Source organism: Faecalibacterium sp. Marseille-Q4896 (assembly GCF_017377615.1).
Taxonomy (GTDB): Bacteria; Bacillota; Clostridia; order Oscillospirales; family Ruminococcaceae; genus Faecalibacterium; species Faecalibacterium taiwanense.
On sequence record NZ_JAFREG010000003.1, the window covers coordinates 1 to 23,902 of the forward strand.

The 23,902-nt window shown below is 52.1% G+C and carries 26 protein-coding genes and 4 pseudogenes; all 30 read left to right on the forward strand.

Going from position 1 to position 23,902, the window contains the following annotated elements; translation table 11 throughout:
- Positions 1 to 455 (forward strand): annotated as a pseudogene (locus tag J3348_RS06130) (tetracycline resistance ribosomal protection protein Tet(W)); the annotation flags it as partial.
- A 50-nt stretch (positions 456 to 505) separates the two neighbouring features.
- Positions 506 to 1,273, forward strand: a complete 768-nt coding sequence (locus J3348_RS06135) for a class I SAM-dependent methyltransferase (protein ID WP_002586626.1) — start codon at positions 506 to 508, stop codon at positions 1,271 to 1,273.
- Between the two features lie 171 nt (positions 1,274 to 1,444).
- On the forward strand, positions 1,445 to 1,867 hold the full coding sequence (locus tag J3348_RS06140; RefSeq protein ID WP_002586616.1) for a sigma-70 family RNA polymerase sigma factor: 423 nt from the start codon (positions 1,445 to 1,447) through the stop codon (positions 1,865 to 1,867).
- Positions 1,860 to 2,072 carry a helix-turn-helix domain-containing protein gene (locus J3348_RS06145; RefSeq protein ID WP_002586615.1) on the forward strand — a complete coding sequence of 71 codons (213 nt, stop codon included), beginning with the start codon at positions 1,860 to 1,862 and terminating at the stop codon, positions 2,070 to 2,072. Before J3348_RS06140 ends, J3348_RS06145 begins: the two co-directional genes overlap by 8 nt.
- 583 nt (positions 2,073 to 2,655) lie before the next feature.
- Complete coding sequence (mobC, locus tag J3348_RS06150) at positions 2,656 to 3,054, forward strand: plasmid mobilization relaxosome protein MobC (RefSeq protein WP_102268105.1); 399 nt, start codon at positions 2,656 to 2,658, stop codon at positions 3,052 to 3,054.
- A complete protein-coding gene (locus J3348_RS06155; RefSeq protein WP_102268107.1) occupies positions 3,026 to 4,654 on the forward strand; it encodes a relaxase/mobilization nuclease domain-containing protein in 1,629 nt (542 codons plus the stop codon). The genes mobC (J3348_RS06150) and J3348_RS06155 overlap by 29 nt, the downstream gene beginning before the upstream one ends.
- On the forward strand, positions 4,644 to 5,030 hold the full coding sequence (locus J3348_RS06160) for a cysteine-rich VLP domain-containing protein (protein WP_102268109.1): 387 nt from the start codon (positions 4,644 to 4,646) through the stop codon (positions 5,028 to 5,030). The genes J3348_RS06155 and J3348_RS06160 overlap by 11 nt, the downstream gene beginning before the upstream one ends.
- Positions 5,031 to 5,141: 111 nt before the next feature.
- Positions 5,142 to 5,900: a phage replisome organizer N-terminal domain-containing protein gene (locus J3348_RS06165; protein WP_102268111.1), complete on the forward strand. Its 759-nt coding sequence runs from the start codon at positions 5,142 to 5,144 to the stop codon at positions 5,898 to 5,900.
- The gene (locus tag J3348_RS06170) at positions 5,897 to 6,739 is read left to right on the forward strand and encodes an ATP-binding protein (protein ID WP_207698560.1); all 843 of its coding nucleotides are present in this window, start codon (positions 5,897 to 5,899) and stop codon (positions 6,737 to 6,739) included. Before J3348_RS06165 ends, J3348_RS06170 begins: the two co-directional genes overlap by 4 nt.
- A 14-nt stretch (positions 6,740 to 6,753) precedes the next feature.
- Positions 6,754 to 6,942: a transposon-encoded TnpW family protein gene (locus tag J3348_RS06175; RefSeq protein WP_020995296.1), complete on the forward strand. Its 189-nt coding sequence runs from the start codon at positions 6,754 to 6,756 to the stop codon at positions 6,940 to 6,942.
- Positions 6,943 to 7,053: 111 nt separating this feature from the next.
- Positions 7,054 to 8,670 carry a recombinase family protein gene (locus tag J3348_RS06180; RefSeq protein ID WP_207698561.1) on the forward strand — a complete coding sequence of 539 codons (1,617 nt, stop codon included), beginning with the start codon at positions 7,054 to 7,056 and terminating at the stop codon, positions 8,668 to 8,670.
- A gap of 90 nt (positions 8,671 to 8,760) precedes the next feature.
- A pseudogene (locus J3348_RS14460) lies at positions 8,761 to 8,853 on the forward strand (Maff2 family protein); the annotation flags it as partial.
- Positions 8,854 to 8,988: 135 nt separating this feature from the next.
- Positions 8,989 to 9,117: pseudogene (locus J3348_RS06190) on the forward strand (Maff2 family protein); the annotation flags it as partial.
- Positions 9,118 to 9,374: 257 nt separating this feature from the next.
- Entirely contained in the window at positions 9,375 to 9,887 is a 513-nt protein-coding gene (locus J3348_RS06195; RefSeq protein ID WP_003533443.1) for an RNA polymerase sigma factor, read from the forward strand.
- The gene (locus J3348_RS06200; protein ID WP_207698563.1) at positions 9,880 to 10,584 is read left to right on the forward strand and encodes a zf-HC2 domain-containing protein; all 705 of its coding nucleotides are present in this window, start codon (positions 9,880 to 9,882) and stop codon (positions 10,582 to 10,584) included. Before J3348_RS06195 ends, J3348_RS06200 begins: the two co-directional genes overlap by 8 nt.
- 116 nt (positions 10,585 to 10,700) lie before the next feature.
- Positions 10,701 to 11,201 (forward strand): sigma-70 family RNA polymerase sigma factor, encoded by a 501-nt coding sequence (locus tag J3348_RS06205; RefSeq protein WP_207698564.1) that lies wholly within the window; start codon positions 10,701 to 10,703, stop codon positions 11,199 to 11,201.
- Entirely contained in the window at positions 11,179 to 11,376 is a 198-nt protein-coding gene (locus tag J3348_RS06210) for a helix-turn-helix domain-containing protein (protein WP_005921293.1), read from the forward strand. Before J3348_RS06205 ends, J3348_RS06210 begins: the two co-directional genes overlap by 23 nt.
- Positions 11,377 to 11,418: 42 nt before the next feature.
- Complete coding sequence (locus J3348_RS06215) at positions 11,419 to 11,844, forward strand: hypothetical protein (RefSeq protein ID WP_055155944.1); 426 nt, start codon at positions 11,419 to 11,421, stop codon at positions 11,842 to 11,844.
- Between the two features lie 440 nt (positions 11,845 to 12,284).
- Positions 12,285 to 12,683 carry a plasmid mobilization relaxosome protein MobC gene (gene mobC, locus J3348_RS06220; protein WP_008818019.1) on the forward strand — a complete coding sequence of 133 codons (399 nt, stop codon included), beginning with the start codon at positions 12,285 to 12,287 and terminating at the stop codon, positions 12,681 to 12,683.
- Positions 12,655 to 14,274: a relaxase/mobilization nuclease domain-containing protein gene (locus tag J3348_RS06225; protein WP_207698565.1), complete on the forward strand. Its 1,620-nt coding sequence runs from the start codon at positions 12,655 to 12,657 to the stop codon at positions 14,272 to 14,274. The genes mobC (J3348_RS06220) and J3348_RS06225 overlap by 29 nt, the downstream gene beginning before the upstream one ends.
- Before the next feature lie 174 nt (positions 14,275 to 14,448).
- Positions 14,449 to 14,643 carry a hypothetical protein gene (locus tag J3348_RS14195; RefSeq protein ID WP_006573562.1) on the forward strand — a complete coding sequence of 65 codons (195 nt, stop codon included), beginning with the start codon at positions 14,449 to 14,451 and terminating at the stop codon, positions 14,641 to 14,643.
- Positions 14,633 to 15,373: a phage replisome organizer N-terminal domain-containing protein gene (locus tag J3348_RS06230; protein ID WP_006573561.1), complete on the forward strand. Its 741-nt coding sequence runs from the start codon at positions 14,633 to 14,635 to the stop codon at positions 15,371 to 15,373. Before J3348_RS14195 ends, J3348_RS06230 begins: the two co-directional genes overlap by 11 nt.
- Entirely contained in the window at positions 15,370 to 16,209 is an 840-nt protein-coding gene (locus tag J3348_RS06235) for an ATP-binding protein (protein WP_207698566.1), read from the forward strand. Before J3348_RS06230 ends, J3348_RS06235 begins: the two co-directional genes overlap by 4 nt.
- Before the next feature lie 12 nt (positions 16,210 to 16,221).
- Positions 16,222 to 16,413 carry a transposon-encoded TnpW family protein gene (locus J3348_RS06240; protein WP_005946147.1) on the forward strand — a complete coding sequence of 64 codons (192 nt, stop codon included), beginning with the start codon at positions 16,222 to 16,224 and terminating at the stop codon, positions 16,411 to 16,413.
- 134 nt (positions 16,414 to 16,547) lie between these two features.
- Positions 16,548 to 18,155 carry a recombinase family protein gene (locus J3348_RS06245; protein ID WP_005933734.1) on the forward strand — a complete coding sequence of 536 codons (1,608 nt, stop codon included), beginning with the start codon at positions 16,548 to 16,550 and terminating at the stop codon, positions 18,153 to 18,155.
- Positions 18,156 to 18,242: 87 nt separating this feature from the next.
- Positions 18,243 to 18,338 (forward strand): annotated as a pseudogene (locus tag J3348_RS14200) (Maff2 family protein); the annotation flags it as partial.
- A 226-nt stretch (positions 18,339 to 18,564) separates the two neighbouring features.
- Complete coding sequence (locus J3348_RS06255; RefSeq protein WP_207698567.1) at positions 18,565 to 19,431, forward strand: VirB6/TrbL-like conjugal transfer protein, CD1112 family; 867 nt, start codon at positions 18,565 to 18,567, stop codon at positions 19,429 to 19,431.
- Between the two features lie 15 nt (positions 19,432 to 19,446).
- Positions 19,447 to 19,806, forward strand: coding sequence for a PrgI family protein (locus tag J3348_RS06260; RefSeq protein ID WP_207698568.1), 360 nt, complete (start codon positions 19,447 to 19,449; stop codon positions 19,804 to 19,806).
- On the forward strand, positions 19,781 to 22,147 hold the full coding sequence (locus J3348_RS06265; RefSeq protein WP_207698569.1) for a VirB4-like conjugal transfer ATPase, CD1110 family: 2,367 nt from the start codon (positions 19,781 to 19,783) through the stop codon (positions 22,145 to 22,147). The genes J3348_RS06260 and J3348_RS06265 overlap by 26 nt, the downstream gene beginning before the upstream one ends.
- Positions 22,140 to 23,897 (forward strand): C40 family peptidase, encoded by a 1,758-nt coding sequence (locus J3348_RS06270; RefSeq protein ID WP_207698570.1) that lies wholly within the window; start codon positions 22,140 to 22,142, stop codon positions 23,895 to 23,897. The genes J3348_RS06265 and J3348_RS06270 overlap by 8 nt, the downstream gene beginning before the upstream one ends.
- The last annotated feature ends 5 nt before the right edge of the window (positions 23,898 to 23,902 follow it).

The following is a 23,902-nucleotide window of genomic DNA, read 5'->3' on the forward strand; positions in this document are numbered from 1 at the left end:
TGTTCGGCTGGAACGTAACGGACTGTAAGATTTGCTTTGAATACGGGCTTTATTACAGTCCGGTCAGCACGCCGGCGGACTTCCGCTCATTGGCCCCGATTGTATTGGAACAGGCATTGAAGGAATCGGGGACGCAGCTGCTGGAACCTTATCTCTCCTTCATCCTCTATGCGCCCCAGGAATACCTTTCCAGGGCTTATCATGATGCACCGAAATACTGTGCCACCATCGAAACGGCCCAGGTAAAAAAGGATGAAGTTGTCTTTACTGGCGAGATTCCCGCCCGCTGTATACAGGCATACCGTACTGATCTGGCCTTTTACACCAACGGGCGGAGCGTATGCCTTACAGAGCTGAAAGGATATCAGGCCGCTGTCGGTCAGCCGGTCATCCAGCCCCGCCGTCCAAACAGCCGCCTGGACAAGGTGCGCCATATGTTTCAGAAGGTAATGTAAAGATACATAATCGTCAAGACGGCAACAATCAGAAGTTATGGAGGGTAACAATGGAATATAGTAAGGAAGATTTAATGGAAGCAAAAAAGCAAATTTGGGGAGTGGGAGAGAACATGGGAACAGAGGAAAGTAAAAAAATCTGGGAGGAGAACGCACAATTTTGGGATAATGCAATGGGTGACGAATCTAATGAATTTCACAGAGAGGTAGTGCGTCCCAAAGTAACGGAACTTCTATCTCCTAATCCTGCGGATTACATTTTGGATATTGCGTGTGGCAATGGAAATTATTCTTCGTATCTTGCACAAAGAGGCGCTTCGGTTGTCGCTTTTGATTACAGCAAAAAAATGATAGAATTGGCTAAAAGACGGCAATCACAATATGCAAAACAAATTGAATTTTGTGTGGCGGATGCGACCGATAGAAAAAGTATATTAGAATTAAAAAGAAATCGAGCCTTTACGAAAGCAGTTTCTAATATGGCAATTATGGATATTACGGATATTGAACCACTTCTTATGGCTGTTTATGAACTGTTGCAGGAAAGCGGAATTTTTGTCTTTGCAACGCAACACCCTTGTTTTGTCACGTTGACTGAAAAATATATGACACCGCACAGTTACTATGATATAGCGATTGAAGGGCAACCGAAAGAGCAGATTTATTATCATCGTTCCATACAAGATATTTTTAACCTTTGTTTTAGAGCTGGATTTGTCATTGATGGATTTTATGAAGAATGTTTTAAAACCAACAAAGAAATTCCTATGGTAATGATAGTAAGGCTTAAGAAGGTAAAACGTGATAGCTTAAAATAAATTCAAGTTTGTCGGGTAAATAGCAAACCCAGCCGAGCCAGTCAACGGTCAAGATGAACGGCGCATATGCGCAGCCGTTGACAGCCCCGCCCGCCTTTGCTGGTAGGCAATCAAGGGGCGACAGCAAGAAGTGCCACCGCCCCGCACTATTATTCAGAAAGGGGAATTTCCATGACCGACCAGATAGCCTATCAAGAATATATCCAGCGCAGGTACAACGCCTTTTGCAAGACTGTTATCCGCTGTGCCGCCTTGGACAAGATTTTGAAGCTTAAACGGCAATGGGAACGGCAAGTTTCCCTTGACTATCTGATGAACGAGAAGTTTGTCCAGTTTGCCGCGTCGGAGCCGGACGAGGAATACCCATTTACCGTCTGCGGTCAGACCGTCCTGCTCTGCAACGCCGCCCTTGCCGACGCGATCTCTGTTTTGCCGGAGCAGACGCGGGAAGAAATCCTGCGCTATTACTTTCTGCGCCAGCCGCAGCGCGTGATCGGCGCGTGTATTGGCCGGTCACGCAGCACAGCGGGGCGGCATATCCAGCTTGCCTTGCAGCGGCTACGCGAAGAAATGGGGGTGAGCCGGTATGAGTAGACTTCTCCCCTATGAAACAATCCTCAAAGCCCGTGAGGGCGACCCAGAAGCCGTGAACGCTGTCCTGCTCCACTACGCCGGATATATCCGCTATTTCTCAAAAGTGAACGGGCAGGTCAACGCCGAGGTGGAGGACTATGTAAAGCAGCGGTTAATTGACTGTCAATTCAAGTTCCGGCTTGACGAACCACCGGACAAGTCATAAAAACTGAATACCAGCCGCCACCGACGCGGCCAGCGAAAGCAGTAAGTCTTGAAAAAGATTTACTGCTTTTTTTGTTGTCCGGCTCCGCTCCCGGCCATTTTGCCCCCTGCCGGTTGTAGTAGTAAGCGAGGAGGGAATTTTTCTGCCCTGGTGTTTGGCATTTGGAGCATTTACCCGTAGTAGAGGGCAAAGAGAAAGGATTTCTCCAACACCGGGTAGAAACCACTGCGTCCGGTGTCATTTTAGCGAAAGCGGGCAGGAATGCCCTTTACAGGATTAGTAGTAGCAGAAAAAGAGAAACAAACTTTTGTGGTTGCAGTTTTCCAAAAAAGTGGCGGACGGAAGTGAGAGAAAGTTTGCAGTCACGGAGAGCAAGTTTCTACCACGGTGCCAAAATCCGCAATTCTGCGGTTTTGTCCCTCGCGGGAAACTTGTTGGGGAGTGCCTTCCCCAAACCCTGCTATGGCGGCTTGCGCCGCAAAAAGATTTCCGTTCGGCAGGCCGTTTTTTTGCGAGAACTGCCCCGGAAATACCTAACAGACCAGCCTATTTTTTGTGATAAGTGAAAGGAGGTTTACAGCCCATGCCGAAGCGATACAACACGCCCCACCGCAGCCGCGTTGTGAAAACCCGGCTGTCCGAAGATGAATACGCCGACTTCACAGCGCGGCTTGCGCCCTATGGTATCAGCCAGTCCGAATTTCTCCGGCAGGCGATACGGCGCACCGCCATACGCCCAATTATCCATGTGTCGGCGGTCAATGACGAGCTGCTTTCCGCTGTCGGGAAACTCACAGCCGAGTACGGCAGGATCGGCGGCAACCTCAACCAGATTGCCCGGTATCTGAACGAGTACGGCGTACCCTACAATGCGCTGTCCGGCGAGGTACGCGCCGCCATAGCCGACCTTGCCGCCCTCAAGTATGAAGTCTTACAGAAAGTAGGTGACGCGGTTGGCAACACTCAAGCATATCAACTCTAAAAACGCCGACTACGGAGCCGCCGAACAATACCTGCTTTTTGAGCATGACGAGTTTACCATGAAGCCCGTCCTTGATGAAACCGGCAGGCTTATCCCCCGCGAGGACTACCGGCTGTCCACGCTGAACTGCGGCGGGGAGGATTTTGCCGTTGCCTGTATGCGGGCAAATCTCCGCTATGAGAAAAACCAACGGCGGGAAGATGTGAAAAGTCACCACTATATCATCAGCTTTGACCCACGGGACGGCCCGGACAACGGCCTGACCGTAGACCGGGCGCAGGAATTGGGCGAGAAGTTTTGCGCCGAGCATTTCCCCGGCCACCAAGCCCTTGTATGCACCCACCCGGACGGGCATAACCACAGCGGCAATATCCATGTGCATATCGTTATCAATTCGCTGCGGATAGAGGAAGTCCCGTTCCTGCCCTACATGGACAGGCCAGCCGACACGAAAGCCGGGTGCAAGCACCGCTGTACCGACGCGGCCTTGCGCTACTTCAAGTCCGAAGTCATGGAGATGTGCCACCGGGAGGGGCTTTACCAAATTGACCTCTTGAACGGCAGCAAGAACCGCGTCACAGACCGGGAGTATTGGGCGCAGAAAAAGGGACAGGCCGCGCTGGACAAGCAGAACGCCCCCATGATTGCAGGCGGTATCACGCCCCGGCAGACCAAGTTTGAAACGAACAAAGAGAAGCTGCGGCAGACCATACGCGCCGCGCTATCTGCGGCGACCTCATTCGAGGACTTTTCCTCTCTGCTGCTGCGGGAGGGCGTGGCCGTCAAGGAGAGCCGGGGGCGGCTGTCCTATCTCACGCCGGACAGGACAAAGCCCATTACCGCCCGAAAATTGGGCGACGACTTTGACCGCGCCGCTGTCCTTGCCGTTTTGGAGCAGAACGCCGCCAGAGCCGCAGAAAAGGCCGCGGCCATACCCGACGAATACCCCCGGCGTGGGAAAGCTGGCATACAGCCCACAAAAGCCCCTCAAACCGCCCCGAAACAAGACGGTGTGCAGCGGCTTGTGGACATTGAGCAGAAGAAAGCCGAGGGCAAAGGCCGGGGCTATGAACGCTGGGCGACCATGCACAACCTCAAACAAATGGCCGCGACGCTGAATGTGTATCAGGAATACGGTTTCACTTCCCCGGAGCAGTTAGAAGCCGCCGTTGATACCGCCTATCAGGAAATGCGCCAGACCAGCGGCAAGCTGAAAACGCTGGAAACCAAGCTACAAGGGAAAAAGGAGTTGCAGCAACAGGTACTTGCCTACGCTAAGACCAAGCCCACCCGCGAGGGGCTGCGGGCGCAGAAATCCGAGAAAGCCCGCACCGCCTACCGGCAGGCAAATGAGAGCGATTTTATTATAGCCGAAGCCGCCGCCCGGTATTTCAAGGCGCATGGCATTACCAAGCTGCCCGCCCGGAAAGCGTTGCAGGCCGAGATCGAGCAGCTTATCTCCGAGAAAGACGGCCTGTATAACACCTATCACGAACAGAAACAGCGGTACACGGAGTTGCAGACCGTCAAGCGGAATATCGACCAGATTTTGCGCCGGGAGGAACCCCACCGCAGAAAGGAGCAGAGCCATGAGCGATAACCTGCCCCGCATGGACTACCGCCAGCACCGGCGGGCGCGGCGGCTGGTGCATGAGTGCTGTAACTACGACGGGGGGAACTGCCTGCTGTTAGACGACGGGGAGCCTTGCGTGTGCGTCCAGAGCATTTCCCTTTCCCTCATGTGCCGGTGGTTCCGTGTGGCTGTCCTGCCCCTTGACGGGGAGCTGGCCGCAGCCCTCTTGTACCGGGGGAGCCGGAAACGCTGCGCCGTCTGCGGCGCGGCCTTTGCCCCCAAATCCAACCGGGGGAAATACTGCCCCAGCTGCGCCGGGCGCATGAAGAAAATCAAAGCTGCCGAGCGAAAGCGGAAACAAAGGCATAAATGTCACGCTTTAGAGCCTTTCAAACCCGCATAAATCAAGGCTTTTTTCGTGGGTGTCAAAGGGTGCGCGATACATTTATCCTTTTCCCCGGAAACGGCGTTCTAAATGCGTACAAACGCTCCAAATCCACCCAAAGGAGGAACCATGTCAGACAACCGAAAATACTACTACCTCAAGCTGAAAGAGAATTACTTTGACGAGGACGCTATCGTGCTGCTGGAAAGTATGCAGGACGGCATCCTCTATTCCAACATTCTCTTGAAATTGTACTTGAAATCGCTGAAAAACGGCGGGAAGTTGCAGCTTGATGAAAATATCCCCTACACCGCGCAGATGATTGCCACCATTACCCGCCAGCAAGTCGGCACCGTAGAACGAGCCTTGCAGATTTTTATGAAGCTGGGGCTTGTGGAGCCGTTACAGAACGGTGCGCTGTATATGAGCAACATTGAACTGCTTATCGGCCAATCCTCTACCGAGGGGGAGCGGAAACGGCGGGCAAGGCTGGCTTTGCAGGAGCAGAAAGCCTTGCCAAAGGCCGGGGCGGACAAATGTCCACCATATCAAGCGGACATTTGTCCACCAGAGATAGAGATAGAGAAAGAGATAGAGATAGAAAAAGAGAGAGAGCGAGAGTTAGATACGGGACAGACCGCCCGCGCCGCCTATGGCCGGTATGGAAATGTCTTTCTTTCGCAATCAGAACTGGACGGGCTGAAAGCAGACCTGCCCGACAAATGGAACTACTACATTGACCGGCTATCCTGCCATATCGCGTCCAGCGGCAAGCGATACAAGAGCCATGCCGCCACAATCTACAAATGGGCGCAGGAGGACGCAGCCAAGAAAGCCCCGAAAAAGGGCATACCAGACTACTCATGCAAGGAGGGCGAGAGTTTATGAAGAACGAAATCAACGCTGTTTTGGAGAATATGACGGCCACCACCCCGGAGCCGGAGGACTACACCGGCGAGGACGGTTTACTGTACTGCGGCAAGTGCCGCAAGCCGAAAGAAGCCTATTTTACGCCGGATAAGGCCGCTATTTTTGGCCGCGACCGCCACCCGGCAGAGTGCGACTGTCAGAGAGCCGCCCGCGAGGAACGGGAGGCCGCCGAGAAACGGCGCAGGCACCTTGACACCGTGGAAGAACTGAAACGCCGGGGCTTTACCGACCCCACTATGCGGGACTGGACTTTTGAGAACGACAACGGCAGGAACCCGCAGGCCGGGATTGCCCGCCGGTATGTGGAACACTGGGAGGATATGCGAGCCGACAATATCGGCTGCCTGTTCTGGGGCGGCGTGGGAACCGGGAAAAGCTACCTTGCGGGCTGTATCGCGAACGCCCTCATGGAGAAAGAAATCCCCGTCCACATGACGAATTTTGCCCTTATCCTGGGTGACCTTGCCGCCAGCTTTGAGGGGCGCAACGAGTACATTTCCCGCCTTTGCCGCTATCCGCTGCTTATCATTGACGACTTCGGCATGGAGCGCGGAACCGAGTACGGGCTGGAACAGGTTTTCAATGTGATTGACAGCCGTTACCGCAGCGGCAAGCCGCTGATCGTCACGACCAACCTCACGCTGGACGACCTGCGGAACCCGGAGGACACCGCCCATTCCCGGATTTATGACCGCCTGCTTTCCATGTGCGTCCCGGTACGCTTTACCGGCGACAACTTCCGGCAGGAAACCGCGCAGCGGAAAATGGAGAGCATGAAGAAACTGATTACCGACTGAAAGGAGTATTGCCTATGGCAGATAACAAGCAGCACGACACCCGCACCGCCCGCCGCCCCGACTGCGTGACGGAAATCCGCATGGGCAATTCCGTCCTTGTCGTGTCCGGCTATTTCAAGAAAGACACTACCACCACCGCCGCCGACAAAATGGCGCGGGTACTGGAAGCGGAAGCCGCTGCTACACAAAAACCGGCGATTTGACAAGCTGTAAAGAAGCGGATTTGACACTTTTGCCGCTATACAACCAGCCCTGTTCCGTGGTACAATGAAACCACGGAATAGTGGGGCTGGCTGTCGGAAACGGAGGATTTTATGTTAAGACAAGCCACCCAAAACCTCATTACCGCCCTTTATCCGCGATTGTCCCATGAGGACGAATTGCAAGGCGAGAGTAATTCCATATCGAACCAAAAACGGATACTCGAAACCTTTGCAAAACAGAATGGCTTTACCAACCTGCGCTGGTACACCGACGACGGCTATTCCGGCGCGAACTTTCAAAGGCCCGGTTTTCAAGCCATGCTTGCAGACATTGAAGCCGGGAAAGTGGGTACGGTCATCGTCAAGGACATGAGCCGGTTAGGGCGAAACTACTTGCAGGTGGGATTTTACACGGAAATGCTGTTCCCCCAAAAGGGAGTGCGTTTTATCGCTGTCAACGACAATGTGGACAGCGCAAACGGCGGCATGGACAACGATTTTACCCCTCTGCGAAATCTGTTCAACGAATGGCTGGTGAGAGATACGAGCAAAAAAATCAAGGCAGTTAAGAGAGCAAAAGGCATGAGCGGCAAGCCCGTTACCAGCAAGCCGGTATATGGCTACCTCATGGACGAGGACGAGAACTATATCGTTGACGAGGAAACCGCGCCGGTAGTCAAGCAGATATACCAGCTTTGCCTTGCCGGGAACGGCCCGACCAAGATTGCCCGTATGCTTACGGAGCAGCAAATCCCCACGCCGGGGACGCTGGAATACCGCAGGACGGGCAGCACCCGCCGCTACCACCCCGGCTATGAGTGCAAGTGGGCGACAAACACCGTTGTTCATATCCTCGAAAACCGGGAGTACACCGGCTGTCTGGTAAACTTCAAGACGGAGAAGCCCTCTTACAAGGTCAAGCACAGCGTAGAGAACCCCATCGAGAAGCAGGCCATTTTCCCAAACCACCATGAGCCGATTATCGACACGGAAACATGGGAGCGCGTGCAGGAGTTACGCAAGCAGCGCAAACGCCCGAACCGCTATGATGAAGTGGGGCTGTTCTCCGGTATGCTGTTCTGCGCCGACTGCGGCCATGTGATGTACCAGCAGCGGTATCAGAACAAGAACCGCAAGCAGGACTGTTACATCTGCGGCAGTTACAAGAAGCGCACCCGCGACTGTACGGCGCACTTTATCCGCACCGACCTGTTGACCGCCGGTGTCCTCTCCAATCTCCGGCAGGTGACCGAATACGCCGCCAAGCATGAGAGCCGCTTTGTGAAGCTGCTTATCCAGCAGAACGAGATCGGCGGCAAGAGAAAGACCGCCGCAGCCACGAAGCAGCTTGAACAGGCGCAGGAGCGCATTTCCGAAGTGAGCCGCATAATCAAGCGGCTGTATGAGGACAATGTGAACGGCAAAATCAGCGACGAGCGTTTCATGGAACTGTCGGCAGACTATGAGCAGGAGCAGCGGGAACTGAAAGACCGCGCCGCCGCTTTGCAGGAGGAACTGGACAAGTCGCAGGCCGCCACCGTCAACGCGGAAAAGTTTATGGGGATTGTCCGAAAGCACCTTGCCTTTGAGGAACTTACCCCCACCCTCTTGCGGGAAATGATTGAGAAAATCGTCGTGCATGAGTGCAGCTATGACGAGAACGGCACCCGCAGGCAGGATATTGAGATTTATTACAGCTTTGTCGGCAAGATTGACTTGCCAGAATAACCGCCCGACCTATCCGACACAATGGCCAAGTGCCGGATAGGAACGGCAAAATTTTTTACACTTCTATTACTTCTTTATCGCACATCAATAAAGAGTCAGGGTATGAAGCAGCTGATGGCTGGCGGCGGCGTTGCCCTGATCGGTATCACTCTGGTGCCCCTGCTGTCCGGTCTGTTCGGCTAATTCGCTCTCGCAATAAACACAGTTTGATCCATAAGTACACCAGTAAATTAACTCTCGCCGCAGCTTATGGCGCTTTAACAAATGGATTTCAGGTGTGTACAGGGTCGCTTTTTTCAAACCAAAGGAGATTTTACTATGGAATTCTTTAACAGCGCAGTGGACGTTCTGAAAACTCTGGTCGTGGCTCTGGGCGCTGGTCTGGGTGTGTGGGGTGCCGTGAACCTCATGGAAGGTTACGGCGGCGATAACCCCTCTGCCAATGCTCATGTACGGTAGAGAAGCACAAAGCAAAACAAGGATAGCCAGCCCTGCCACTATTCCGAAGTCAGGGGAACGCAATAGAAAAATTCATAGCTGTATGCTATACTTAATTAGCATTTGAACATATCAAGCTGACACAGCAATCTCTTTACTTGCCGTTAATGCGCGTCTACCAATAGTCCGCACAAAGCAAGAGTAGCGTAAAGGTATAAAAATTTCAAACTTCTTTGTAACGAAATTCCGATTTCTCCGTCTAACCTATGAAGCTGAAGGAGGTGATGACAAGTATGGACTATGAAAAGCTCTATAAAGCCTACTATTTACAGGTATACTCGTATACTATTTCTCTTGCCAAAAATCGTGAGATAGCAGAGGAAATCACGCAGAACACATTCTATAAGGCTGTTTCTACAACATCACAATTCAAAGGTAAGTCAGATGAATTGACATGGCTCTGCTCCATAGCAAAAAACCTTTACCATGATGAAATGCGAAGCCGTCAGCGAGTAGCTGATGTGAGTGAAATCAATGACTTGCCATCAAATGAAAATGTTGAGAACTCAGTTGCAGATTCTGACATGGCGTTCCGCATACACCTCGTTCTTCACCGTTTGGAAGAACCATACAAAGAAGTCTTTCAGCTTCGCGTATTCGGGGAACTATCTTTTTCACAAATCGCTGCAATTTTTGGAAAAACAGAATCATGGGCGAGAGTTACTTATCATCGTGCAAAGCTAAAAATTCAAGAAAGGATGGATGAAAAGCATGAGTAAACAATGCGATATTGTTCGAGATATTCTTCCGCTGTATGTTGACGGTGCTTGCAGCGAAGCAAGCGCAGAGATGGTAAAAGAGCATTTGAACGCCTGTGCTGACTGTAACGCAATTTATCAGAAATTGCTTTCTCACACGAGCGAAGATGTTCTTCACGAAGAAAGCGAAAGCGTTATTATGCGCCATGAGGCAAAAGAAAAGCAGAGAGGCAGAAAAAAGATAACGATTGCTGTTCTCATTTCCATCGCTCTTTGTATCATTGCAATTTTTACAGCTCTCTTTCTGTTACCTATAAACATTGCTTATGAGCCTGTCAAAATCGACTTCCCATTTGAGGTTGAAGATGTCGAAAACGTTGAAATGTACCACTATGACGGAGTGCCTGCATCAGCAGAAAAGAAAGTAGTTGTTGCTGAAAATGATATAAAGACCCTGTATGATAAGTTCAAGGGCTTATCCCTAAAAGACAAAACGACTGAGGAAACTGCCGGAGCAGATGTGACCAGCTTTAGATTTAACCTCTCAGATGGAACAAGCTACGATTTGATTTACTCCTGCTATGGGGTTAAAAACGGCGAATTGAAGTCATCAGCAGGCGGTTTTAAGTATTTCACAAGTGCGGATATCGGCTCTTATTGGAACAATTTGAATACGGAACTTGAGGCAATTCCTATCAATGAGAGTGAATTGCCGTGAGCAGATAGCAAACCCAGCCGAGCCTGTCAACGGTCAAGATGAACGGCGCAAATGCGCCGCCGTTGACAGCCCCGCCCGTCTTTGCTGTTCGGTAATCAAGAGGGCGACAGCACAAGATGCTGCCGCCCTCTGCCATTATTCAGAAAGGGGGATTTTCCATGACCGAACACGAAAAGTATCAAGAACATATCCGGCATACACACGATGCCTTTTGCAAGACTGTTATTCGCCACGCTGCCATAGACGCAGCCCGGAGCATACGGAGCCGCCGCAAGCGGGAAATCTCGCTTGAATATCTGATAGAAGAAAAACACTATCCATTCAGTACCACAGAAAAATACTTTGCGGAGCAATCCGGCATGACCAGCTATCCGCTTTTCGTCTGTGGTCAGATGGTGCTTTTGGAAAGTCCAGAGCTTGCCGCAGCCCTGTCCGCACTATCACAGATGGAACAGGAAATCATTTTCTTGTACTACTTCCAACGATTGACGCATAGGGCGATTGGACGGAGATATGGACGGGCTGGCAACACAACCGGGCGGCGTATTCAGATGATTTTACGGCGGCTACGGGCAGAGTTGGAGGGTTTGTCCTATGAGCCAGCTACTTCCCTATGAGACAATCGTTAAGGCAAGCGAGGGCGACCCGGAAGCTGTTGCCGCCGTCTTATCCCATTATGCGGGATATGTCCGCTCTTGTGCGAAAATGGACGGACAGATTAACACGGATATGCAGGAGCATATCGTCAGGCAACTGATAGAAAGCCTGTTGAAGTTCCGCTTTGACCGCTAAACAGAAAAGTTGTATAATTAGAGCCTGACAAATTAAACTTCAATGAGGGTAGAGCAAATGGAACAGATTATCAATTATAGAGACATACCCACAGATAAAAGGATTGACATATTAAATGCTCTTGAGCGAATAGGTTTTTTTCCGGCATACGGCGGCGTGAGAACAATGCAGCAAATTATGGAAAAGTCAGTTCCAGGTTCAGGCCCACAATTCTATTTCGTTTTCCGTGAAAATGAGTTGATAGGGTACAATTTTCTCATTGGGGACACTAAGAAATATAAAGCGTTCCCATGGCTTGCTATTAGCAATATGGATGAGCAGAAGTTGACTGTTTGTGAAGAACTGATGAAAATACAAATTGCCTTTTTTGAAGAACTCGGAATGCAAAAGATAGCAGATCATTGCGTTAGGATTATGGAAGATTACAGAAAAGGAATTGGAAAGCAGAAAGAAAGCGATTGCAGATAAATTCCATTTGAAAAACGGCTGACAATTTAATACCGCCGCCCATCACAGCGGCAGATAAGCAGTAAATCTTGAAAAGGTTTACTGCTTTTTTTGCGCCCATTTTCAAAAATCTTTGGCAAACCACACCGCCGGATTGTTGTAGGGAGCAGACAGGGAAAACAAAAAAATTTCCGCTGCGTTTGCCAAAACGACCCCTTTTCACCGTTGTAGTGGTGAACAGCGGGCAGAACACGCCGCCGCAATCGCTATATTGGTGGAGCAAGCCAGTATATCCGCAAACCAGAGCCGCAGAGGAAAGCGGTAGTTTTTTAGAGCAAGATTCTACCACGGTGCCAAAATCCGCATATCTGCGGTTTTGCCCCCTTTGGTAAATCTTGTTGGGGAGTGCCTTCCCCAAACCCTGCTCATGCGCCCTGTCGGGCGAGAAAGGAGGTCGACGCTTGAAGAAAAAATACAACACGCCCCACCGCTGCCATGTGGTCAAAACCCGCATGACCGAGGAAGAATACGCCGACTTTACCGAGCGGCTGAAACACTATGACATGAGCCAATCCGAATTTATCCGGCAAGCCATTACACGGGCGACCATTCGCCCCATCGTTACCGTTTCCCCGGTCAATGATGAACTGTTGTCCGCCGTTGGCAGGCTGACCGCCGAATACGGAAAAATCGGTGGCAACCTCAATCAGATTGCCCGCGCCCTCAACGAGTACGGCACACCATACAACGCCCTGTCCGTTGAAGTCCGCGCCGCCATTTCTGACCTTGCTGCCTTGAAGTTTGAAGTCCTGCGAAAGGTAGGTGACGCTGTTGGCAACATTCAAACATATCAGCTCTAAAAATGCGGACTATGGCGCAGCCGAGCAGTACCTCACCTTTGAACATGACGAGTTTACCATGAAGCCCACCCTTGATGAAAACGGGCGGCTCATGCTCAGAGAGGACTATCGAATAGCCACGCTGAACTGCGGCGACGAGGATTTTGCCGTTGCCTGTATGCGCTCCAATCTCCGCTATGGGAAGAACCAGAAGCGGGAAGATGTAAAAAGCCACCACTACATTATCAGCTTTGACCCACGGGACGCGGTGGACAACGGTTTGACCGTAGACCGGGCGCAGGCGTTGGGCGAGGAATTTTGCCGGAAGCAGTTTCCCGGACACCAAGCCATTGTCTGCACCCACCCGGACGGACACAACCACAGCGGCAATATCCATGTGCATATCGTTATCAATTCTCTGCGGATAGAGGAAGTTCCGTTCCTGCCTTACATGGACAGACCGGCAGACACCCGCGCCGGGTGCAAACACCGCTGCACAGACGCGGCGATGGAATACTTCAAAGTCGAAGTCATGGAGCTGTGCCACCGGGAAAATCTCTATCAAATCGACCTTTTGCATGGCAGCAAAAACCGCATTACCGAGCGTGAGTATTGGGCGCAGCGGAAAGGGCAGGCAAAGCTGGACAAGGAAGCTGCCGCCTTGCCAGCCGAGGAGCAGCCAGCCAAGCCCACGAAGTTTGAAACAGACAAGGAAAAATTGCGGCAGGCCATACGCACCGCGCTGTCCTCTGCCACAAGCTATGGCGAGTTCGCCGCCGTTCTCTTGCAACAGGGCGTGACTGTCAAGGAGAGCCGAGGGCGGCTATCCTACCTCACGCCGGACAGGACAATGCCCATTACCGCCCGCAAGCTGGGAGATGATTTTGACCGCGCTGCCGTTCTTGCCCTTTTGGAACAGAACGCCCACAGAGCCGCCGAGCAGACCGCAACCGTACCCGAATACCCCCGCAACATAAGGGAGCGTTTGCAGGGCAAAAAAGCTGTCCAAACCACCCCGGAAAAGGACGGTATTCAGCGCATGGTTGACCGGGCAGCGAAGCGAGCGGAGGGAAAGGGCGCGGGCTATGACCGCTGGGCGGCAGTCCACAATCTGAAACAAATGGCGGCTACCGTTGCCGCCTACGGGCAGTACGGCTATTCGCCGGAGGAGCTGGACGCAGCCCTGGTATCTGCCAATGCGGATTTACAGGACAGCACCGCCAAGCTGAAAGCCCTGGACGCTGCTATCCGGGAGAAAAAGGAGCTTCAGACACAGGTGCTTGCCTATGCCAAGACCAAGCCTGCCCGTGACGGTCTGAAAGCACAGAAAACGGAGAAAGCCCGCAGCACCTATCGGGAACGGCACGAAAGCGATTTTATCATAGCGGACGCTGCCGCCCGTTATTTCCGGGCGCATGGCGTTTCCAAGCTGCCAAGCCATAAAGCCCTGCAAGCGGAAATCGAGCAGCTTACCGCCGAAAAGAACGCCCATTACAACGAATACCGGGAGAAAAAAGCCCGTGTCAAGGAGCTGCATACCGTGAAAAGCAATCTTTCTCAAATCCTGCAAGGCGAGAAAGACAGAGAGAAAAAGCACGAACATGAGCGTTAAAAACCGCCCCGAAACGATACCAAAACAGGGATATGCCCTGCACCCTATCCGCAATACTGCCCACCTTTGAAACGGGGCGCACAGCGCAGGAAATCCCCGAAAATGACACCGAGAAACTACATTTTTACCGACCTATCCGCTTATACCAGCGGAAACGGCAGAAAGGAGCGAGAAATGCCACGCATGAGCAAAAAGCGGCGGTTGGAATGGAGCTTTTTCCTCAACCACCGAAACCGTATTACCTACAATGACCTTTGCCGGGGCTGCACACACGGCTGCAAGCAGAGCTTCCGGGCGATTATCGTCCTCTGCCCCCGGTATTTCTCTAAGAGATGGAAACACAGGGAGGACACCGCCAATGGCAGATAACCGCAAATATTACTACCTCAAACTGAAAGAAAACTTCTTCGACAGCGATTCCATTGTGCTGTTGGAGGACATGAAAGACGGGATTTTGTATTCCAATATCCTCTTGAAGCTGTACTTAAAATCGCTGAAAAATGGCGGCAGATTGCAGCTTGACGAGCATATCCCCTATACCGCCCAGATGATAGCCACGCTGACCCGTCACCAAATCGGGACGGTGGAACGGGCATTAGCCATCTTCCAGCAGTTAGGGCTTGTGGAGCAGCTTGACTGCGGGCTGCTTTATATGACCGACATCGAACTGATGATCGGTCAATCCTCTACCGAAGCGGAACGGAAACGCGCCGCAAGGCTTGAAAATAAGGCACTTTTGCCGCCGCGGACAAATGGCGGACATTTGTCCGACATTCGTCCACCAGAGATAGAGATAAAGAAAGAGATAGATATAGAGTTAGAAAAAGAGGGAGAGTTAAAGGGACAAGCCCTCGCCCGCAGCTGTGGCAGATATGAGAATGTATTTCTGACTGATACGGAGCTTTCCGAACTGCAAGCGGAGCTACCCGAAAAATGGGCGTACTACATTGAGCGGCTTTCCGGCTATATCGCGTCCACGGGCAAGAAATATAAAAACCACGCCGCCACTATCCGCAGATGGGCGGCAGACGATACCGCAAAGGCTGCCCCGAAACAGGGCATACCCGAATACACCTGCAAGGAGGGCGAGAGCTTATGAGTAATCTGTTTACAGAACGAGTTTTGAATATGACGGCTGTTACCCCACAGCCGGAGGACTACACGGGCGAGGACGGACTGCTTTACTGCGGCAAGTGTCACACTCCGAAAGAAGTCTACTTCCCGGAAAAGCAAGCCGCCCTGTTTGGGCGTGACCGCCACCCGGCAGAATGTGACTGCCAGAAAGCCCAGCGTTTGGAGCGTGAAGCCGCCGAACAGCGCAGAAAGCACCTTGACACCGTGGAGGACTTGAAACGCCGGGGATTTACCAATCCTACCATGCAGGAATGGACTTTCGCCAACGACAACGGGAAATGCCCGCAAATGGAGATTGCACACTTCTATGTGGAGCATTGGGAAATCATGCGCGAGGAAAATATCGGCTATCTGCTATGGGGCAAGGTCGGCACAGGAAAAAGCTATTTTGCCGGGTGTATCGCTAATGCCCTCATGGAGCAGGAAGTCGCTGTCCGCATGACGAACTTCTCTGCGATTTTGAATGACCTGACCGCCAGCTTTGAGGGGCGCAACGAGTATATCGAGCGTCTTTGCCGTTTTCCTCTGCTTATCATTGATGATTTTGGAATGGAGCGCGGCACAGAGTACGGTTTAGAACAGGTCTACAATGTGATTGACAGCCGCTACCGCAGCCGCAAGCCCTTAATCGTTACCACCAATCTGACATTGGACAGCCTGCAAAATCCGCTGGACACCGCCCATGCCCGGATTTATGACCGCCTTTTGGAAATGTGCGCCCCTATCCTCTTTACGGGAGAGAACTTCCGCCGTGAAACGGCGCAAGCCAAGCTGAACAGACTAAAAGAATTGATGAAATGAAAGGAGTTGCCTATGGCAGAGAACAAGCAGAACACCACCCCGGAACGCCGCCCGGACTGCGTGACAGAGATCCGCATGGGCAACACCGTCCTTGTCGTTTCCGGCTTTTTCAAAAAAGATACCACCGACACCGCAGCCGATAAGATGATGAAAGTGCTGGAGGCGGAAGCCGCCGCAGGACACAAAGCCCAGCTTTCGCCCTAACGCTACAAGCCGCACAGAAAAATCGTCATTTTACCGGGCGGTAAAGAAGCAGAAGCCGCTATACAGACAGCCGCCCCATGTGGTATAATCGAAATACGGAATAGTGGGGCTGGCTGTCGGAAACGGAGGATTTTATGTTAAGACAGACCACCCAGAAAATCACTGCCCTTTATCCAAGACTATCCCATGAGGACGAGCTGCAAGGCGAAAGCAATTCCATTTCCAACCAGAAGCGTATTCTTGAAACCTACGCAAAGCAGAACGGTTTTTCCAATCTGCGCTGGTACACGGACGATGGTTATTCTGGTGCGAACTTCCAAAGACCGGGCTTTCAATCCATGCTTGCGGATATTGAAGCCGGGAAAGTGGCTACTGTTATCGTAAAGGATATGTCACGGTTAGGGCGAAACTACTTGCAGGTGGGAATGTATACCGAGATGATTTTCCCACAAAAAGGCGTCCGCTTTATCGCCATCAACGATGGAGTAGACAGCGCACAGGGCGACAATGATTTTGCCCCTCTGCGGAACATTTTCAACGAATGGCTGGTGAGAGATACGAGTAAGAAAATCAAAGCTGTAAAACGGTCAAAAGGCATGAGCGGCAAGCCTGTTACGAGCAAACCCGTGTACGGCTACCTCATGGACGAGGACGAAAACTTCATCATTGACGAGGAAGCCGCACCCGTGGTCAAGCAGATATACCGTCTGTGCCTTGCCGGGAACGGTCCGACCAAGATAGCCCGTATGCTGACCGAGCAGGAAATCCCAACGCCGGGAACGCTGGAATACCGCAGGACGGGCAGCACACGCCGCTATCACCCCGGCTATGAGTGCAAATGGGCGACAAATACCGTGGTGCATATCCTTGAAAACCGGGAGTACATGGGCTGTTTGGTGAACTTCAAGACGGAGAAACCGTCCTACAAGACCAAGCACAGCATAGAAAATCCCATTGAGAAACAGGCAATTTTCGAGAACCACCATGAGCCTATCATCGACACCCAGACATGGGAGCGTGTGCAGGAATTACGCAAACAGCGCAAGCGTCCGAACCGCTATGATGAAGTGGGCTTGTTCTCTGGTATGCTCTTTTGCGCGGACTGCGGCAGCGTCATGTATCAGCAGCGTTACCAGACCGATAAGCGGAAACAGGACTGCTATATCTGCGGGAACTACAAGAAGCGCACCCATGACTGCACCGCACATTTTATCCGCACCGACCTTTTGACTGCGGGCGTTCTCTCCAATCTACGGAAAGTGACGAGCTATGCGGCAAAGCATGAAGCCCGGTTTATGAAGCTGCTGATCGAGCAGAACGAGGACGGCGGCAAACGCCGGAACGCCGCCAAGAAAAAGGAACTGGAAGCTGCCGAAAAGCGTATCGGTGAACTTTCCGCTATTTTCAAGCGGCTGTATGAGGACAGCGTAAGCGGTCGCATTTCTGACGAGCGTTTCACGGAGCTTTCGGCAGACTATGAAGCCGAACAGCAGGAATTGAAAGAGCGTGTTGCCAGAATACAGGCGGAGCTTTCCAAAGCACAGGAAGCTACCGTAAACGCAGAAAAGTTTATGAACATTGTCCGCAAGCACATGAACTTTGAAGAACTGACCCACACCCTCTTGCGTGAGTTTGTAGAGAAAATCGTTGTGCATGAGTGCAGCTACGATGAAAACGGCACACGCAGACAGGATATTGAGATTTACTATTCTTTCGTCGGCAAAGTGGACTTGCCCGAATGACCGCCCGCCCTATCCGATATCAAAGGCAAGTATCGGATAGGAAAGGCAAAATTTTTTACACTTCTATTACTTCTTTATCACACATAAGCAAAGAGTCAGGGTATGAAGCAGCTGATGGCTGGCGGCGGCGTTGCACTCATCGGTATCACTCTGGTGCCCCTGCTGAGCGGTCTGTTCGGCTGATCTTTTCCGGGCGGCGTTTGCCGCCCTTACATATTACTTGCAAGCAGCTTTCAGCCCCACCGTGGCAAACGGATTCTTTATTACAAAGGAAGCTCATTGCAAAACGAATATTCACTGTTACTTGAAATGGAGGCGATTTTTATGCAGTTTCTGACGCACATTATCTTTTTGCTCAACCTGCTCAAGACCCTGATCAATCATTTTTCTTGATGGGTGGTGGCACTGAGTGGAAACAGTTCTCAAAGCAATCTCCGATTGGATCAAGTCACTGCTGACAGCGGCAATCATGTCCAATCTCAACGGCCTGTTCGATGATGTGAACACCCAAGTGGGCAGTATCGCCCAGCAGGTGGGCACCAAACCATCCAGTTTTGAACCGCGCGTTTTTGCTATGATCGAGGCGTTGTCCCGCAATGTGGTGCTGCCCATTGCAGGCGTGATTTTGACCTTTATTGCCTGTTATGAGCTGATTCAGCTCATAACAGAGCACAACAACATGGCACAATTTGAGCCTGCATTGCTGATGAAATGGATCTTCAAAACTGCCATTTCGGTCTGGATGATCTCCAACACTTTCGACATCATCATGGCGGTGTTCGATGTGACGCAGCAGGTGGTGGCAAATTCCAGCGGCATCATCAGCGGCAACACAAGGGTCAACGACATTGGTCTTTCCATGCTGCAATCCAGCATGATGAGCATGGACGTAGGCCCCCTGTTCGGGTTATTCTTGCAGTCCTTCTTTATCGGTATCACCATGCGCATCCTGTCCATTGTGATTTTTGTCATCGTCTACGGAAGAATGATTGAAATCTACATGATGGTCAGCCTTGCCCCGGTGCCCATGGCAACATGGGGCAACCACGAACAATCCCATGTAGGGCAGAATTATCTTCGTTCTCTGTTTGCGCTGGGATTTCAGGGGTTCCTGATCCTGATCTGCGTGGCGATCTACGCTGTTCTGCTTCAGAATGTCGCCATATCCGGGGATGCCATCAACTCGATCTGGAGCATCGTGGGGTATACCGTGCTGCTCTGCTTCTCGCTGTTCAAGACCAGCTCTGTCGCCAAAACTCTGCTGGGTGCCCATTGATTCGGAGGTGAAATTTTGGCAGCTTATATTTCCGTGCCGCGTGACTTCAGCAAGGTGAAGTCCAAAGTGGCCTTCAACCTGACCGCCCGGCAGCTCGTCTGTTTTGGTGCAGCGGCAGTCGTTGGCGTGCCGCTGTTCTTTATTCTGCGGGATACCGCAGGCAACTCTGGCGCTACACTTGGCATGATGGCGGTGATGCTGCCCATGTTCTTTCTGGCCATGTACCAGAAGAACGGTCAGCCCGCCGAAAAGATTCTGCGGTACTACTTTCAGGCGCGCTTTGTTCGCCCGAAGGTACGTCCGTACCAAACTAATAACTATTATTCGATTTTGATGAAGGAGGGTTCCAGTGATTCCGTTTCTGAAAAAGAATAAGGATGGCAAAAAGCCGCCCAAGTCCACGGTGCCCCGCACGGCACAGGAGAGCATCCCGTTCCAGCGGATGTTTGAGGACGGCACCTGCCGTGTCCGTCCCGGCTACTACACCCGCACCATCCAGTATCAGGATATCAACTATCAGTTGGCGCAGCAGGAGGATAAGACCGCCATTTTTGAGGAATGGTGCAGTTTTCTCAACTTTTTCGACAGCTCTATCCACTTTGAGCTGTCCTTTGTGAATACCGCCACCGATTCGGCAGACTTCGAGAAGTCCATCCGCATCCCGTACCAGCAGGATGGCTTTGACGATGTGCGCGCCGAGTACAGCCAGATGCTGCGGCAGCAGCTTTCCAAGGGCAACAACGGCTTGACAAAGACCAAGTTCCTGACCTACGGCATCGAGGGCGACAGCATGGCGCAGGTCAAGCCGCGGCTGGAGCACATCCAGAACGACCTGATGAACAACTTTCACAGGTTGGGCGTTCTGGCAAAGCCGCTGGACGGTACGGAGCGCCTGCGGCTGATGCACGGGATGCTGAACATGGACGGTGCCAACAAGTTCCACTTCAACTGGAAAGACCTTGTAAAAAGCGGCCTTTCCGTAAAGGATGCCATTGCACCCACTGCACTGGCGTTTAAGAACAGCCGTACCTTTCAGATGGGCGGCATCTTCGGGGCGGTCAGCTTCCTGAATATCACGGCTTCTGACCTGAGTGACCAGTTGCTGAAGGATTTTCTGGACATGGATTCCAGCCAGATCGTTACCATGCACATCCAGTCTGTTGACCAGAACAAGGCCATCAAAACCATCAAGCACACCATCACCGAACTCGACCGCAGCAAGATCGAAGAGCAGAAAAAAGCCGTCCGCGCCGGATACGATATGGACGTGCTTCCGTCCGATTTGGCGACTTACGGCAGGGATGCCAAGGCACTTTTGAAGGAGCTGCAGAGCCAGAACGAGCGGATGTTCCTTGTCACTTTTCTGGTTTTGAACACCGGCAAGACCGAGCAGGAACTGGAAACCAACGTGTTTCAGGCAGTCAGCATTGCCCAGAAGCACAACTGCGAACTGTGCCGGCTGGATTTTCAGCAGGAGCAGGGGCTTATGTCCTCGCTGCCGCTGGCTGACTGCCAGATCGAAATTCAGCGCGGCCTTACCACCAGCAGCACAGCGATTTTTGTTCCGTTCACCACGCAGGAACTGTTCGACAATGGCAAAGAAGCCCTCTATTATGGCCTGAATGCCCTGTCCAACAACCTTATCATGGTGGATCGCAAAAAGCTGAAAAACCCCAACGGTCTGATTCTGGGCACTCCCGGCTCTGGCAAGTCGTTCAGCGCAAAGCGAGAAATTTGCAATGCTTTTCTCGTCACGGATGACGATATTCTTGTGTGCGATCCTGAGTCGGAGTATGCTCCACTGGTGGAACGTCTGCATGGGCAGGTCATCCATATCAGCCCTTCCAGCACCCAGTATATCAACCCGATGGACATCAATGCCAACTACTCCGAGGAAGATAATCCGCTGGCTTTGAAAGCCGATTTTATTCTTTCCCTTTGCGAACTTGTAGTCGGCGGCAAAGAGGGGTTGAAGCCTGTGGAGAAAACGGTCATTGACCGCTGCGTCCACAAAATCTATGCTCCTTACTTTGAGCACCCCTGTCCTGAAACCGTGCCGATGCTGGAAGATCTCTACAATGCTCTGCTGACGCAGGATGAGCCGGAAGCCCATCATGTTGCAGCTGCTCTGGAAATCTACGTCAAGGGCAGTCTGAATATCTTCAACCACCGCACCAACGTGGATATCGACAACCGCATCGTCTGCTATGACATCAAGCAGTTGGGAAAGCAGCTGAAAAAGCTCGGTATGCTCATCGTGCAGGATCAGGTCTGGGGCCGTGTGACCGCCAATCGCTCCGTTGGCAAATCGACCCGATACTACGCCGATGAGTTCCACCTTTTGCTGAAAGACGAGCAGACAGCCGCCTATTCCGTGGAGATCTGGAAACGTTTCCGTAAGTGGGGCGGCATCCCGACAGCCCTAACGCAGAACGTCAAAGATTTGCTGGCAAGCCCCGAAGTATCGAACATTTTCGAGAACTCGGACTTTGTGTATATGCTGAATCAGGCCAACGGCGACCGGCAGATTCTTGCGAAACAGCTTAATATTTCGCCCCATCAGCTTTCCTATGTGACCCACTCCGGCGAGGGCGAAGGGCTGCTGTTTTTTGGCAATGTCATTCTTCCTTTTGTGGATCATTTTCCGAAAGACCTTGAGCTGTACCGCATCCTGACCACCCGCCTGTCGGAAGTTGTGGAGGCAAAACATGAATAAGAAACAGCCGAAACTGAAATTTGAGGAGGACAAGGAGCGCACTGCAACACGCTCCCCTCCGAAAAAGGAAAAGATGGAGCAGACCCAGCCCCGAAAGAAACTGAAACTGGATGCCGACAAAGCTGCCGAAAAAGCACAACATCTACGCTTTGGCAAAGCCGAGATCACTCCGGACGAAGCATCCCGCATGACAAAAGCCCAGAAACGAGAGATGTACGCTTCGGCCATTGCCCGGTCTGCGGCTCACCGGGAAGTTGACCAGTATGAGGATGATAATGTCGGCACGCAGGCTCTCAACGAGGGACTGAAAACAGAAGAATCTGCTGCGGATTTTTCCAAAAGCCGCTATTCTCGTAAGCTCAAGAAGAAAGCCAAGCTCCAAGCAAAAAAGAAGCTCAGAGCTACAAAATCTTCTGCCCATGAGCCGGACAAGGTACAAAATGCAGGAGAGGCCAACGTCATTCATAGTGACAGCGGCGAGGGTGGTTCCAACTGGCTTTCCCGGTGGCGGCAGAAACAGGACGTTCGCAAAAGCTACTATGCTGCTGCCCGGTCGGGCGGCACCGCAGCACAGACCGCTGGCGGGCAAAAGACCACATCCAGCGGTGCATCTGCCACTAAGTCCGGTGTAGAGCAGGTCATTGATAAGGGCAAGTCGGCTGTCAGCACTGCCGTCAACGGCATTGCCAATTTTGCAAAGAGCAACGCACACGTTTTGGTGATCGTGGGCGTTTTTCTTTTGCTCCTGCTGCTGGTCATGTCGGCATTTTCGTCCTGTTCCATTCTGTTCTCTGGCACCACGCAGGTATCCGGGCAGACCATGTACTCTGCCGAGGACCGGGATATTCGTGGTGCAGAACAGGACTACAAGAAGTTGGAAAAGGAACTGGACAAAAAGATCAAGCGCATCCCCACCGACCACCCCGGCTACAACGAGTATCAGTATCATTTGGATGCCATCGAGCATGACCCGTGGCAGTTGACCTCTTTTCTCACGACTCTGTATGACGATTACACCCGGTCGGAGGTACAGGGCAAGCTGAAGGAAACCTTCAAGAAGCAGTACAAGCTGACCACATGGGTGGAGGTGCAGATACGGTATAAGACCGTGTGGGTCATCAGCCCGGCAGGAATCCCAATTCCTACGCAGGTGCCCTATGAGTACCGCATCTTCCACACCAAGCTGGTGAACCGTGGCTTGGAGGTAGTCATCCGGGAGGAACTGGACAACGACCAGTGGAAACGGTACGAGATCTTTCAGGATACCTTGGGTGGCAGACCCTACCTGTTCAACGGCGGTCTGCCGCCCGGTGGCTCCGATGGCTCCGGCGCACCGGGCATCGACTATCAGGTGCCGGCAGAAGCACTGACCGACAGCGAATTTGCCGCCATCTACAAGGAAGCCCAAAAGTATGTGGGTACGCCCTATGTGTGGGGCGGCTCCACCCCGGAAACCGGCTTCGATTGCAGCGGCTACGTCTGTTGGGTTTACAACCAGAACGGCTACAATGTCGGGCGCACCACGGCCAACGGTCTTTGGAATAAATGCCAGCACATCTCCGAAGCAGAAGCAAAGCCCGGAGATCTGGTTTTCTTCAAAGGCACCTACGACACCCCCGGCATGAGCCATACTGGAATATATCTCGGAAACGGTATGATGGTCAGTGCCGGAGACCCCATCAAGTACGCCAATATCCACTCGTCCTACTGGCAGAAATACCTGTCAGGATTCGGGCGGCTATCCAAATAACAGGA

What these genes read in the sequence shown, in the direction of transcription:
- J3348_RS06135 (WP_002586626.1), top strand. Translation starts at nt 506, where the DNA reads ATGGAATATAGTAAGGAAGATTTAATGGAAGCAAAAAAGCAAATTTGG.
- J3348_RS06140 (WP_002586616.1), top strand. Translation starts at nt 1,445, where the DNA reads ATGACCGACCAGATAGCCTATCAAGAATATATCCAGCGCAGGTACAAC.
- J3348_RS06145 (WP_002586615.1), top strand. Translation starts at nt 1,860, where the DNA reads ATGAGTAGACTTCTCCCCTATGAAACAATCCTCAAAGCCCGTGAGGGC.
- mobC (WP_102268105.1), top strand. Translation starts at nt 2,656, where the DNA reads ATGCCGAAGCGATACAACACGCCCCACCGCAGCCGCGTTGTGAAAACC.
- J3348_RS06160 (WP_102268109.1), top strand. Translation starts at nt 4,644, where the DNA reads ATGAGCGATAACCTGCCCCGCATGGACTACCGCCAGCACCGGCGGGCG.
- J3348_RS06165 (WP_102268111.1), top strand. Translation starts at nt 5,142, where the DNA reads ATGTCAGACAACCGAAAATACTACTACCTCAAGCTGAAAGAGAATTAC.
- J3348_RS06170 (WP_207698560.1), top strand. Translation starts at nt 5,897, where the DNA reads ATGAAGAACGAAATCAACGCTGTTTTGGAGAATATGACGGCCACCACC.
- J3348_RS06175 (WP_020995296.1), top strand. Translation starts at nt 6,754, where the DNA reads ATGGCAGATAACAAGCAGCACGACACCCGCACCGCCCGCCGCCCCGAC.
- J3348_RS06180 (WP_207698561.1), top strand. Translation starts at nt 7,054, where the DNA reads ATGTTAAGACAAGCCACCCAAAACCTCATTACCGCCCTTTATCCGCGA.
- J3348_RS06195 (WP_003533443.1), top strand. Translation starts at nt 9,375, where the DNA reads ATGAAGCTGAAGGAGGTGATGACAAGTATGGACTATGAAAAGCTCTAT.
- J3348_RS06200 (WP_207698563.1), top strand. Translation starts at nt 9,880, where the DNA reads ATGAGTAAACAATGCGATATTGTTCGAGATATTCTTCCGCTGTATGTT.
- J3348_RS06205 (WP_207698564.1), top strand. Translation starts at nt 10,701, where the DNA reads ATGCTGCCGCCCTCTGCCATTATTCAGAAAGGGGGATTTTCCATGACC.
- J3348_RS06210 (WP_005921293.1), top strand. Translation starts at nt 11,179, where the DNA reads ATGAGCCAGCTACTTCCCTATGAGACAATCGTTAAGGCAAGCGAGGGC.
- J3348_RS06215 (WP_055155944.1), top strand. Translation starts at nt 11,419, where the DNA reads ATGAGGGTAGAGCAAATGGAACAGATTATCAATTATAGAGACATACCC.
- J3348_RS14195 (WP_006573562.1), top strand. Translation starts at nt 14,449, where the DNA reads ATGCCACGCATGAGCAAAAAGCGGCGGTTGGAATGGAGCTTTTTCCTC.
- J3348_RS06230 (WP_006573561.1), top strand. Translation starts at nt 14,633, where the DNA reads ATGGCAGATAACCGCAAATATTACTACCTCAAACTGAAAGAAAACTTC.
- J3348_RS06235 (WP_207698566.1), top strand. Translation starts at nt 15,370, where the DNA reads ATGAGTAATCTGTTTACAGAACGAGTTTTGAATATGACGGCTGTTACC.
- J3348_RS06240 (WP_005946147.1), top strand. Translation starts at nt 16,222, where the DNA reads ATGGCAGAGAACAAGCAGAACACCACCCCGGAACGCCGCCCGGACTGC.
- J3348_RS06245 (WP_005933734.1), top strand. Translation starts at nt 16,548, where the DNA reads ATGTTAAGACAGACCACCCAGAAAATCACTGCCCTTTATCCAAGACTA.
- J3348_RS06270 (WP_207698570.1), top strand. Translation starts at nt 22,140, where the DNA reads ATGAATAAGAAACAGCCGAAACTGAAATTTGAGGAGGACAAGGAGCGC.